The sequence below is a fragment of the Desulfovibrio gilichinskyi genome (assembly GCF_900177375.1).
GTDB classification, from domain to species: Bacteria; Desulfobacterota; Desulfovibrionia; order Desulfovibrionales; family Desulfovibrionaceae; genus Maridesulfovibrio; species Maridesulfovibrio gilichinskyi.
The window spans coordinates 740,750-754,416 of the sequence record NZ_FWZU01000002.1; the positions used below are offsets into that span (position 1 = coordinate 740,750).

Sequence of the window (13,667 nt, forward strand, 5' to 3'; positions counted from 1 at the left end):
ATGTCCGAATTGTGTAATTTTTAAACGTTAATTCACAAGGAGTAGGATTATGGCACTGACTTCATACATGAAGGTAACAGGCAAGACTCAGGGGCAGATTAAGGGCGATTGCTCGCAGGCTGGTGATAAGAAAGATTCAATGCTTATCTACGCTGTAGAGCATAACGTTGAAATTCCGAAAGACACTCATACCGGCCTACCCACAGGTCAGCGCGTTCACAAGCCTTACCATGTTACTAAACATGTAGATAATGCTTCTCCTAAACTGGCTCAGGCTTGTTGTAAGGGTGAGCAGCTTACTGTTGAAGTAGATTACTACCGTATTGATGTCACCGGTATAGAAAAGAAATATTATACCGTGAAAATGGAAGAGGCGATCATTGTCAACGACAAGCATTATAAACCGCTTACTTTCCTTGAAGACAACAAGGGATACCACGATATGGAAGAGATCAGCTTTACTTATTCCAAAATCACATGGACTTATGCGGACGGTAATATTGAATATACCGACGATTGGAAAGGCAATTAGCCAAAATTATGAAGGAGCTCCTTCAGGAGCTCCTTTTTTACTGCGGGAAAATTTATGAATGAGCAACGGCTGCTGGAGCGCATAAGACTGATGGAAGATGATCCGGACCGCCGTGATACCGTGGAAGCCGGGCAGGTTATCAAATCCATTCTCAGCTATCTGCGAATGATTCTAAACACCCGGCAGGGGAATGCTCAGATTGCTCCGGATTTCGGGGTACCTGATTTTACCAGCATGATCGGTGCAACCGGTCTTGATGCCGTCAGAGATATCGAGGCTTCCATGACTGAGGTTATTCTCAAGTTTGAGCCGCGTCTGGAGAATGTGAATATTTCATTCATACCCGATGAGGACATGCCTCTTTCATTGCAGTTCAAACTGCATGCAAAGCTTGCTCTTGAAGGTCAGGAAATGCCCGTAGTTTTCGAGACTGTGCTGGACCCTGATGGACGCATTAATGTCATAGACATTTAGGAAACGCATGATAGATAAGTATTACCAACGAGAGCTTACACACCTGCGTGAGCTTGCTGTCGAATTTTCAAAGACTCACCCGGCACTGGCTCCTATGCTTAGCGGACCGGGATCTGATCCTGATGTGGAGAGGCTTCTTGAAGGTTCGGCTTTTATGTCCGGTATGATCAACCAGAAGCTTGATGATGAGTTTCCTGAGGTTGTACATGGACTTGTGCAATTGATTTTTCCTCATTACCTGCGTCCGATCCCTTCTACCACAATTATTAAATTCACTCCCAAACCAAGTCTTATGGAAACCGTCCGTGTTCCGGCAGGCGTGCAGCTTTCATCTATTCCTGTAAAAGGTGCCGAGTGTACTTTTTCAACTACTTTTGACGTGGAACTGCATCCTTTAACAATTACAAAGCTGGATTTTAAACAGCGCGCCGGAACTTCCGGAACGTTGACTATAGGATTTGAACTTAAAGGTATGCCCCTTGAAGAATGGGATGTCTCAAGTTTGCGGTTTCATCTTACCGGAGATTCTGCCGAGGCATCTACGCGCTACAAGGTTTTGTTTAATTGTACCCGCTCAATAAGTATCAGTGCTCCCGGTGAACCTGTTTCAATGTTCGGTCCAAGCAACCTTCACGCAGTAGGATTTGAGGATCATGAATCCTTGTTACCTTATCCTTCACAGTCTTTTCCCGGGTACCGCATTTTGCAGGAGTATTTCATCCTGCCTGAAAAATTTCTTTTTTTTGATATAGCTGGTCTTAAAAACTGGAAAGGGCGCGGCAAGGGCGATAAGTTTGAAATAGTGCTGGAACTAGATAAACTCCCGTCTGATTTAACCCGTTTTACCAAAGAACATCTCTGCCTGTTTGCAACACCTGCCATCAACCTTTTTCAGCGTGACGCTGAGCCAGTTATCCTCGACCATAAGAGGCCGGAATATCAGGTGCGAACGTCAGGTGATTCGGGTGGAGATTATCAAGTCTACTCAGTTGATACAGTTTCCGGGTATGTACAGGGAACTGTGGAGGAGAGAGCTTACAAGCCGTTTCATATGTTTAACCCTCAAGCAGGTGAGATGCCTGTTTATACCGTTCATCATCGGCGTTCGATTGTTCAGGATAAAACAGATCTTTTTGTTTCTGTGGCTTATCCGGCCATGGGTAAAGAACCTCGGCAGGAAACTTTGTCCATGTCATTAACCTGTACAAATGGTTCCCTGCCCGAAAAACTTCGGTTCGGTGATATCTCCAAACCCACAGAGACCTCACCGGAGCTTGCCTCGTTTGAAAATATCCGGCCGCCGACTTCTCCGGTTCAGCCGCCGCTCGGCAATAATCTTCTGTGGCGGCTGCTGTCACATTTGTACATTAATTATCTTTCCATGGCAGAAGTGGAAAGCCTCAGGGCTATGGTTAAACTCTATGTCTTTACCGACACCCGCGACCGCGGATCTGTTGTGGCAAATACTAAGCGGGTGGATGCCATTACCGGAATGCAAGTAACTGAGGGGGATAGGCTGGTTAAAGGACTTGTCATGCGCGGGAGGGACATCAAAATGTCGCTGAACGGGGACGGTTTTGCCAATAGCGGCGATTTGTATCTGTTCAGCTCTGTTATGAATAGATTCTTTTCAGGGTATGCCTCTGTGAACTGTTTCACCAGACTGACCGTTGAAGATACACTCAACAAGGAGTTCTATAAGTGGACAGCAATGATCGGAAATCGTCCGCTTCTATAACCGGAGATCTGCTCGATAATCCGACCCAGTACTCCTTTTTTCAAGCTATTCGTTTGTTGCGTCTGCATTCCGGCGGGTGCACAGGAAAGGATCTTGAAGCTTTTTTTCGCGATCATTTGCGGGTTCGCCCGCAGCTTTCACTTGGTTTTCCGGCAACAGATCTGACATATGCTGAAGAGGAAAAACACGAAGACGGAGATACTTACCGTTTGGAGGCTACTTTTCTGGGGCTTTACGGGGCCTCATCTCCACTGCCTGTTTTTTATACCGAAGAGCTTCTTAATGAAGCCTCTGAAGATAAGTCAGTAACAAGAGATTTTGTAGATATCATCAATAATGATGTCTATGCCTGTTTCTTCAGAGCCTGGAGTCGTTCTCGTCTGATGGTCAAGGTTGTTGATGAGAAGGATTTTTCATGGCTTGAAAGATTATACAGCCTTCTCGGGTTCGGTCATAGAGTTATGATTGATTCTGTGCCGGAAGAATGTCGCAGTTTTCGTCATATCGGATTGTTCACCCAGTATCCGCGCAGTGCTCTGGGACTTTGCACCTTGCTTAAGGATGCGCTGGAGCACAAGAATATTGAGGTGCAGCAATGTATTCTGCGCAAGGTTAAGTTGCCTGAGGATCAGTTATTTTCCCTTGGCGTGGATTCAAATGTTCTCGGGGAAAGGTCTTGGATTGGAGAAGAGCTTGATGACCGCACGGGTAAACTGGCCATAGTTGTCCGCGAACTGGATGACGTCCATTACCATAAATTGTTGCCCGGTGACGGTGACGGTCAGCGGCTGGATAATCTTGTCCGGGGATATTTAGTAGAACCTTTCCAGTATGATCTTGTACTGGAAATGGCGGCCGGAGAGGCTAAAACCGCAATTCTTGGCGGAGAACAGTGGTCCGGGCTAGGATGTGATACTTGGATTTTTTCAGGAGAGCGTCTCGGATCTGCGAGGGCTACATTCCCTAATAAAGGCGGGCATGTTCGTCTCTCTCATAATACGCTGTAAGTCTAAATAATCTGAAAGGGGATGAGTTATGATTAATGTTGATATGAAAAACCTGCTTTCCAAACTTAACACCTACAGCACCAATGCTTTGCATAATGCAGCCGGGCTTTGTGTTTCTCTGACCAACTATGAAGTTTCAGTTGAGCATTTCTTTGTCAAATGTCTTGAGGATGTAAACAGTGATATTCCTCTAATACTTCACCAGTACGGGGTGGAAACAGCCAGACTCTCTTCAACTCTTTCCGACGTTCTTCAAGATTTCAAAACAGGTAATTCCGGCAGACCAGTATTTTCTCCTATGCTGATTGAACTTTTTGAAGACGCATGGCTTATTTCTTCCGTAGAGCTGGGCGATACCCGCATCCGCTCCGGCGCTGTTCTGCTGGCATTTCTATCTAAACCTAATTTTTATGCTTCAGGTTCCTATTCGAGTCTGCTTGCTGAAATCAGCCGGGATTCTCTGCTTAAGGATTTCTGGTCTATTGCTAAAACCTCAACTGAGCACAAGCTTCCAGCAGCAACAGCCGCCGGCTCTGCCGCTTCCGGAGCGACAAAAGGTGAGGGCGGATTCATTGAGCGTTTTTGTGTTGATTTTACTGCCAAGGCTAAGGACGGAGGTATTGATCCTGTTTTCGGTCGTGACAGTGAAATGCGTCAGATGGTGGATATTCTGGCTCGCCGCCGTAAGAATAACCCCATCCTTGTCGGTGAGCCCGGTGTCGGTAAAACCGCGGTCATAGAAGGACTGGCTTTGCGCATAACCGAGGGTGATGTTCCTGAGATTTTAAGCGGAGTGACTCTGCTTGGCTTGGACATGGGACTTCTTGAAGCCGGCGCGGGTATGAAGGGTGAATTTGAAAACAGGCTTAAGGGCGTTATCGAGGAAATTAAGTCCAGTGAAAAGCCCATAATCTTATTCATTGATGAAGCCCACACTTTAGTCGGGGCCGGAGGAGCCACTGGCGGCTCTGATGCTGCCAACCTGCTAAAACCTGCCCTTGCCAGAGGTGAACTGAAAACGTGTGCTGCTACCACATGGACTGAATATAAGAAATATTTTGAGAAAGATCCGGCGCTGGCACGTCGTTTCCAGCTTGTAAAGCTTGATGAACCGTCAGTGGATACTTCAGTTATCATTCTGCGCGGATTGCGTGATAATTATGAAAAATCACACAATGTTATAATTCGTGATGATGCCTGCATAGCCGCGGCTGTTTTTTCAGATCGTTATATTGCCGGTCGTTTTCTGCCGGACAAAGCTATCGATCTGCTTGATACAACCTGTGCACGCGTAAAAGTTAATCTGTCATCTAAGCCCGCCGTGCTGGAAGATTGCGAGCGAACTGTTCAGGCTCTTGAACGGGAAAAGAAGGCTGTTGACCGTGACCGCATCAACGGAGTTTCGGTAGACGAGCAGCGGTACAAAGAAATGGACGAACTTATCGTTTCGAAAATTAAGGAGGGCGATGAGATTCGTGAAAACTGGCTTAAGGAAAAGGACGCAGCCCATGCTGTCCTTGATATTCGCAAGCAGATTCAGGATGCCGGAGACAACGAAGCTGAAGTTGAAAAGCTTAAAGAAGAGTTGAGTAAAGCAGATCAAGCACTGGCTGATTTACAGGGCGAAGATGCAATGGTGCAGATCGAAGTCTCTCCTGACCTTGTCGGGCGTGTTGTATCCGACTGGACCGGAATCCCCGTTGGTAAAATGGCCCGCGATGAGGCTAAAACAGTAGTCGACCTTGATACTCGTTTACAGGCTAGAGTAAAAGGTCAGGATCAAGGACTTTCCGCCATTGCCGAAGTCATCAGGGCTTCAAAAGCGGGGATTAAAAATCCTGATCAACCTATCGGAGTATTTTTACTGGTCGGACCTTCCGGCGTTGGAAAGACTGAAACCGGATTGTCACTGGCTGACTTGCTTTTCGGTGACGAACGGTCGGTTGTGACTATCAATATGAGTGAATTTCAGGAGAAACATACGGTTTCTCGCCTTATCGGTTCCCCTCCGGGATACGTGGGATACGGAGAGGGCGGAATGCTTACCGAAGCAGTGCGTCGCCAGCCGTACAGTGTTGTGCTGCTTGATGAGGTCGAAAAAGCTCATCTGGATGTTATGAATACTTTCTATCAGGTCTTCGACAAAGGAATTCTTACCGACGGCGAAGGTAAGGATATTAATTTCAAGAATACCATTATCATCCTTACTTCCAACCTTGCTACGGATGTTATTCAGGAAATGACCGGAAGCAGTGATGAAATGCCGATTGATGCTGTCGTTTCGGCAATCAGGCCCATTCTCTCACAGCACTTTAAGCCTGCACTGTTGGCACGCATGAATGTTGTGCCGTATGTGAGCCTTAATCCTGATGCTATGAAGCTTATCACGCGTCTAAAACTCGGCAAGCTGGAGAAGATGCTTCTCAATAATAATAAGATGAAAATGACTTATGATGAATCTGTCATTGATCAGATTGCCTCCAGATGTACCGAGGTTGAAACAGGAGCGCGTAACATTGAGTATATCTTAAATGGTAACGTGCTGCCGCAGATGTCCAAGAAAATTCTGGGGCATATGACAGAGGGCGGAATGCCTTCTTCAGTACATCTCAGTGTGGATGATGACGGTTCGTTTGCCATGGAATTTTTACAAGATTAACTGCTGAATGAGGGAGCAATGATATGGCTGAGAACACCAAACCCAAGTTCACATTTGAATCCAAGGCAGTTGATAAAAATACTTTTAATGTAGTCAATTTCAAGGGAACGGAAGGTATTTCCACCATCTACAGATTCAATATTCTGCTGATATCAGAAAAAACGGATCTTGATCTGGGGGCTATACTGCAAAACGGTGCGGAGTTCACCATCAAACGCGATGACGGGGACATTTCGTTTAACGGAGTGCTCAGTTCTTTTGAACAGATGCATCAGGCTGCGGGTATGGTTTTTTATCGGGCCGAACTGGTTCCCCATCTCTGGCGGACCACGCTGACCCATTGCAATGAAATATTCTTAAATAAGAATGTTCAGGATATTCTTGCACAGGCCTTGCAGAAGGGCGGTTTGAAACAGGGGCTTAATTTTGATTTCAAGCTTCAAGGATCATACCCGTCACGTGAATATGTCTGTCAGTATGATGAATCATACTTTAATTTTGTGTCCCGCTGGATGGAGCGGGACGGTATGTATTATTATTTTGAGCAGACTGATCAGGGCGAGAAGATGATTATAACTGATACTCATATTTCACATTCGCCCATGTCGGAAGGTACATCTCTCAGCTATTCCCCGCCGAGTAATCTTGATCACGCAAGGCGTGAAGAAATTGTTAAAAACTTCATGCTTAAGCAGCAGCCTCTGCCTAAAAAGGTGCTGCTTAAGGATTATAATTATCTTAAACCAAGCCTCGAAATGAAAGCAGAAGCTATGGTTTCGCAGCAAGGTCTCGGTGAAATATATATCTACGGTGATCATTTTAAGACTATCAGTGAAGGGCAGACTCTTGCAAAAATACGGGCTGAAGAATTTCTCTGCCGCGAGAAACTTTTCCACGGTGTATCTACAGTTCCTTATATTCGCACCGGATACATATTCGAAATGAAAGATCATTACCGTCAGGATTTTAATCAGCGGTATCTGACTACTGATGTTGTTCATGAAGGCAGTCAGGAGGCATACCTTGTTTCCGGTCTTGGACTGCATCTCGCGGGTGATGAAGACCGTCTTTATTACAGGAATTCGTTTACCTGTATTCCGGCAAATACTCAGTTCAGAGCTGAACGTAAGGCCGCTAAACCAAAGTTTTCCGGCACAATGAATGCTAAAATCGATGCTTCCGGAAGTGGCAAATATGCCGAACTGGACAGTCATGGACGTTATAAAGTTATCCTGCCTTTTGATGAGTCGGGGCGCAGTCAGGGCAAGGCTACAACATGGCTCCGCATGGCTCAGCCGTATGGCGGTTCAAATCATGGTATGCATTTTCCTTTGCACAAGGGGACTGAAGTCCTTTTGACGTGCATCGACGGTGATCCTGACAGGCCGATTATTCAAGCGGCAGTTCCTAACCCAGAAACACCAAGTTTAGTTACAGATAATAATCAGACTAAGTGTATGATCACTACGGGTGGTCAGAACCGCATCCACATGGAAGATCAGTCTGGCAGCGAGCGCATATTGATGCATACTCCTAAATCCAATACATGGATTCGGATGGGGACTCCCAACGATCCCCCTGCTGCCGGAGACGGAGATGGAGATGGAGATGGAGGGGATGAACCTAAAAAAGGCTGGTCGCGTGAAAACGAAGGTGGCGAGGATGGGTATAAACTTAATACTTCCGCGCACATGTCCGTCTTTGCCGGTTCTTCTGCCTCAACGATTCTAGGCAACGAGTTTAAGTTCATAGGCGGGTCTTCTGAGGAAGTCATTGTTGGTAATGACACAAAGGTTTTTATTGGCTTTAAGGAAGATGTTGTTGCGGGTCTTGAAACTGGACTTAGTATTGGTGGCGAGATAAAATTTGCTCCATTCCATACCGTTATCCATGAAGCGAAGAGCAAGCTTGAGGGAGAAGTTGAGCATCTCCAAGGGGAAGTTACTAAAATGTCCGGTTCGGTAACGAAGCTTGCTGGAGAAAAAACTGTGATGGATGGTGAGCTCAGTACTTTGCGAGGTGAACACAATACCTTAGTTGCAGAGCATAATAAATTGGCTGGCTCTACCCAGAAGCTTGCGGGGGAATCCAGTAAGCTTGCGGGGCAGGTAGACAAAGTCTGGGGTGAGATGAACACCGTTGCAGGGTGTCTGACTAATTTGTGCGGTGAAGTTACAGAGCTTAGCGGAGATAAGAGTTCGATTGTAGGGGTTATGTCCAAAGCCATCGGTGAAACAACTAAGTCGATCGGTGAGCAGTCAACAGTGGTTGGGCAGACGAACGAGGTTGCAGGTGAAATGAATAAAATTGCGGGCCTGATTACCATGGTTTAACGCGGGAAATACATGAAGATATTTAAAGAAAAACAGCATTCCTTCTTTCCGCGTCCAATATGCATAAAAGATAAAAATTATCTTAGCGTCGGGGTCATGTCTTTTTTTGACCTGAATGATCCCGATAATTTACTTACTGAGCAGGAGCTGTGGAAGACCGTGCCCGGAGAGCTTGGGCCTAAACCAATCCTTGATCAGGGTGTTCCAAAGCCGCGTGGTGAATTTTTGGTGACGGGTTCCTGTCATGCTCCCAGAGGGACGAGTCGTCCGGCTTCTCAGGTGCGAGTTCGCGTTGGCGAAATTGAGAAGACTTTAAATGTTTTCGGTGATCGATACTGGAAAAACGGAGTTATCACCAAGGCAGAGCCTTTTGTGGAGATGCCAATTGTCTGGCCCACAGCATTTGGAGGTGAGGGGTTCGCAAAAAATCCACTCGGCAAAGGTATTCATAAGCTGCCTATGCCGGACGGGTCTATGGCGGTACCGCTTCCGAATATTGAACTGCCGGATCAACAGATAGGTTCGCCGGGTCAATCTCCAGATCCCGCAGGATTTGGTCCGCTTGATCTTATGTGGCCGCAGCGATTTGATAAAAACGGCACCTATGATGAAAAGTGGAAGAACGAGCGTTGGCCGTATTTCCCCGACGACATGAATTACGAATTTTTCAACATGGCGTGTGAAGATCAATTTTTGGAAGGCTATTTCAAAGGCGGCGAGTCAGTAACCATTGAAAACATGAACAGTGATGTTCAGGTAATTGAAAGCTCGCTTCCAAAGCTTAGGATGCGCTGTTTTGTCACCCTTAATACTAAATTTAAACCGCATACATTTCCTGTGGGAGCTTTGCCGTCACATCAAGTCAGCGAGACTGATGAATTTCGCGAGGTGTCGACAAGGCTTGAAACAGTATGGTTCTTCCCCTCTATCATGCGTGGTTTGCTGATCTATCGCGGTACAACTGAAGTTATGGACGAAGATGGAGCAGATGTGCTTCGCGTGTTGATCCGTCATGAAGATCAGGCCGTTGCGCCTAAGACCATCGAGCAATATAGGGATTTACAGATTAAGCTGCTTGATCGTGGTGTGGATATTGATATGTCCAGAGCTGAAGAAACCATGAAAAAAGCTCAGACATCCATGCTCAAAGTCAAAAATATTCCGAAATTCGCAGATGATATCCGCCAAAAGGCACTTGGAAATCGGCCTAGTATGCCTGCGCCATCTCCGGAAGAGATGCTTGCTAAATCGCAGACCATGATTGCGGAGCATACAACCACGCTTGATAAACTTGAAGCAATGGCAACTAAGATGCACGCTGAAAGAGGGCATTTGGTCCCTATTAATCTTGCTGTTTTCGATAAGTTTAGAGGCCAGCTTACTACTATCGGGCAGAAGATTGAAGCTACTGCAGGTAAACTCTCCGCAGCGAAAGCAAAGCTCGAAACAGCTCGGAAAGCCGCGATTAAAGATGTCTCAGGCGGTTTGAAAAAGATTAAGCCTGAGCATTTGAAAAAGGCTGGAATAGATCCTGATAATGTTATTTCTCCGAATTTTCCATTCGATAAGAAGGTTAACCCTTGGCATGATCGTGGTTTTCCGTTTGTGGTGCAGTGCCGCAAAGATTTAGATGACGATAGAGATACTCTAAAAAAACTAACTGATCTCGGGTTCAATCGCAAAACAATCAGACGTGCATGGCTTGGCGTGAATAATAGTGAAAGTCCGGAAGTTCCTAAAGATTGGGGGCTTGATGGCGAAGATCAATTCATTGTGCCAGCAGGGATTATTGTTCCTCGCTTTGACGGTCCGGTTTTAAGTCGTATCCAAAGTCATCTTTCGTCTTTTGAAAGTGATAAAAATTTTCTTGTTCCCGGTTCCGATGAAGCCGCATTGTTTTTACCCAGTTCAACTCTTATTGATTTACCGTCCATGCCGAAAGCAGAAGGCGCGCCCGTTATCGGTGTCGCCGATGAATTGCAGGCTTTGTTTATGGAGCAGGAAGTGGGGGATTGCTGTTCGGTTATAGCTCTTGGATCTTCTAAAGATAAGCCGGGCAAAGAAGGAGCAGAAGCTCTTAAAAGTGCGCAGGTATTTCTGATAGTACAGCCTGAGAAGTGGAGCGAGGTTAGTGAGTATAAGGAAAACTGGGAAGAGTGGGCCAAGGTCTACAAGACGGCCGAACCTTTAGAACTTGAACACGGTAAAACCGTTTTTGAGTCCCGCAAGAGCGGTAGTGATATCAGGCAGTGGGTTCTGGATCATTTGCCTGCATCATATGCGGGTGAACATACAGTTGATATGGGGATGCCTGCGAAGGGCAAGCCGCCGGGAGAAGGTTTTCTTAAAGGATTTAAGCCTGTTTTTCCTGATGTGAAAGCTTTGGCGAAAGGCATTAATGCTGAAGTCAAAAAAGCTATGGAAGCAAAGTTTGCACCTATTAAAGCACAGCAGGATGCCGCGCTCGCACAGATGAAAGAGGTTGCAGCTAAGTATACAAAGTACGGTGTTGATCCTGCTAAAATTACTATGGGCGGCCCTGCCGGGCCGAAGAGTTCTCTTACAGAAATAGGACAACAAGTCGCGGATAAAATCAGAGCCAAGGCTGCGGACCTTAAGTCTAAAGGAGCGTTGACTCCTGAGGCTGCCACAAAAATGGAGACTTCGGCCGCTAAAGCAAAGTCCATGGGTATAGAGGCTGATGCAAAAAAAGCGAGTATGCTTGGCAAGTTGAAAGCCAAGAAAATTGAACTGGAAGAAGGTTTGAAAAAGCTTGAGGCCAAAGAGTTGCCTGGCGTAGCTAAAGAAAAATTCGAGAAGCAAGGTCTTGATCCAGATGCGATCAAGCCGTTAACCCGTGAAGAAGTGCAGCGTATGCATGATCAGGGTAAGAGCATAGCAGGCGCGATTTTGTCTAATGTGGATTTGTCAGGACTTGATCTGACTGGCGCAGACCTTACAGGATGTCAGCTTAAACGGACAAATTTCAAAGGAACATGTCTGGATAATGCAAAACTTGTGCAGACGATGGGTAGCGAGGCTGATTTTACAAAAGCATCTCTTAAGGGAGCTGATTTTGATCGTGCTATGCTAAGTAAATCTATTTTTAAAGAGAGTGACTTGACCGGCGCGCTGGCTAAACAAGCTCTGTTCAAAGGCAGTAACTTCGCCGGAGCGACGCTTGATGGTGCTGATTTCCATATGGCAATTCTTGAAAAAACTGATTTTACTAAAGCCAGCCTGAACGGAACCAGTCTCAATATGTGTATGGTCAGCGGAAAGGCTGATAATGCTGATTTCCGTAATGCGGATATTAAAAAATGCATATTTAAAGAAAGCAGTCTCGACGGTGCTGATTTTGGAAAGGCATCTATACATGAAAGCTTGTTTAACGGAGCAAAAGGTAAAAAAGTAAAATTTATAGGAGCCAATCTGGATAAACTCAGAACCGGCCGTAATGCAGAATTTCCTGACGCTGATTTTACAGGCGCGACTTTGAGAAATGCGGGACTCCGTGAGACTGATTTTACAGGCTCGGATTTTCGCGGTGCCGACCTTGAAAGTGCAATGATCGATAGCAGCAGACTGGTCAGAGCCAATTTTAACGGAGCCACTGCAAGAGGGGCGCGTTTTACCAAAAGTAATCTTGAAGGGGCTACGATGAGAGCCTTTGATATGATGAAAGGTGGTATGCGCAAGGCCCGTCTGGTTGATACGGATTTGCGCGGTTCTAATCTCTATGCTGTTGATTTTTATAAATCTGTGGTTGGGAATACCCGTTTTGAGGGGGCTAATTTGAAGTGCAGTCAACTGCATGGCAAGCTTGACCTTCTGGATGATGAGTCATGAGCACTTTAACCCGTGAAGAAATATTGTCGGCCATATCCGGCAACCGGACTTTGGAAAATGTTGACCTGACAGGTGCTGATTTGTCCGGTGTGGACCTCACAGGTGGGCGGTTTTATGACGCCGTGATGAGGGATGTTAATTTTTCCGGAGCGAACCTGCTTAAAACAGGTTTTAAAAATTGTGACTTCGGAGGAGCAAATTTTAACGGGACAGATCTTACCAAAGTAAACTTTCAGGGTATGAGCTTTGTCGGCGGTTCATTTAAAGACGCCAAGTTGCACATGTCATTGCTCCAGAAAACCGATTTTTCCGGTGCGGATATGCAGGGCGCGGAACTTTCGTGGTCCATGGCTCAGCATTCAAATTTTGAAGGCGCGGATATGAGGTCCATGAAGATCTTCAAAACTGTAATGTCTCATTCCAATTTAAATAAGGTTAAGCTGGCCGGAGCCAATCTTGATAGAGTTGTTTTTAATGGGTCGACTTTTAAGGGCGCAGAACTTAAGGGCGGATCATATTTTAAAATAATGCTTCGCGAAGCTGATCTTGAAGGGCAGGATATTTCTGGTCAGCTGTTTGCGCAGGTCTTACTGGATGGCGCAAACCTTAAAGGTGCGAATCTTTCCGGTGCTGATATTTCTATGTCCAATTTTATGAAAGCGGATCTTTCCGGTGCTAATCTTTCCGGAGCCACGGCCCGCAGTTGTATGTTTAACGGTGCGGTCGCCAGAGAAACTGATTTTACTAATGCAGAGCTTACTAAGGCGTATTTCGGCGGCGCGGATGTTACCATGGCAAATTTTTCAGGGGCAACCATGGTGCATGCAATTTTTGCCAAGACCGTTTGCCATGTGACTCAATTTGTGGGTGCTAAATTACAACACTCGGATTTTTCTCACGCAGATTTGACTCATGCAAATTTCACCAGCGCATCTATGTACCGCGCTAAATTACATCGGATAATTGAAAAAGATACCCGCTGGGACGGGGCTTCACTGATTATGTTGCAAGGGACAGATAAAGATCTTGAAGAAGCTGAAAACTGGCTTCCACGTAAATAAATTTCCAACGTTGG

8 protein-coding genes are annotated in these 13,667 nt (G+C 45.9%); all 8 read left to right on the forward strand.

The annotated features are described in order from the left end of the window. Positions 1–49 precede the first annotated feature (49 nt). The 8 genes from B9N78_RS08320 to B9N78_RS08355 are packed head-to-tail and all read left to right on the forward strand — an operon-like array spanning position 50 to position 13,653. On the forward strand, positions 50–532 hold the full coding sequence (locus tag B9N78_RS08320; protein WP_085101105.1) for an Hcp family type VI secretion system effector: 483 nt from the start codon (positions 50–52) through the stop codon (positions 530–532). Positions 533–586: 54 nt separating this feature from the next. Beyond that, the gene (gene tssE / locus B9N78_RS08325; RefSeq protein WP_085101108.1) at positions 587–1,006 is read left to right on the forward strand and encodes a type VI secretion system baseplate subunit TssE; all 420 of its coding nucleotides are present in this window, start codon (positions 587–589) and stop codon (positions 1,004–1,006) included. A gap of 7 nt (positions 1,007–1,013) precedes the next feature. Then, entirely contained in the window at positions 1,014–2,744 is a 1,731-nt protein-coding gene (gene tssF, locus B9N78_RS08330) for a type VI secretion system baseplate subunit TssF (protein WP_085101111.1), read from the forward strand. Then, positions 2,708–3,751: a type VI secretion system baseplate subunit TssG gene (gene tssG / locus B9N78_RS08335; RefSeq protein WP_085101114.1), complete on the forward strand. Its 1,044-nt coding sequence runs from the start codon at positions 2,708–2,710 to the stop codon at positions 3,749–3,751. Before tssF ends, tssG begins: the two co-directional genes overlap by 37 nt. A 28-nt stretch (positions 3,752–3,779) precedes the next feature. Then, on the forward strand, positions 3,780–6,410 hold the full coding sequence (gene tssH / locus B9N78_RS08340; RefSeq protein WP_085101116.1) for a type VI secretion system ATPase TssH: 2,631 nt from the start codon (positions 3,780–3,782) through the stop codon (positions 6,408–6,410). A gap of 23 nt (positions 6,411–6,433) precedes the next feature. After that, entirely contained in the window at positions 6,434–8,743 is a 2,310-nt protein-coding gene (locus B9N78_RS08345; RefSeq protein WP_085101119.1) for a type VI secretion system Vgr family protein, read from the forward strand. A gap of 12 nt (positions 8,744–8,755) precedes the next feature. Then, positions 8,756–12,592, forward strand: a complete 3,837-nt coding sequence (locus tag B9N78_RS08350; protein ID WP_085101121.1) for a DUF2169 domain-containing protein — start codon at positions 8,756–8,758, stop codon at positions 12,590–12,592. Beyond that, positions 12,589–13,653: a pentapeptide repeat-containing protein gene (locus B9N78_RS08355; RefSeq protein ID WP_085101124.1), complete on the forward strand. Its 1,065-nt coding sequence runs from the start codon at positions 12,589–12,591 to the stop codon at positions 13,651–13,653. Before B9N78_RS08350 ends, B9N78_RS08355 begins: the two co-directional genes overlap by 4 nt. Positions 13,654–13,667 lie beyond the last annotated feature (14 nt).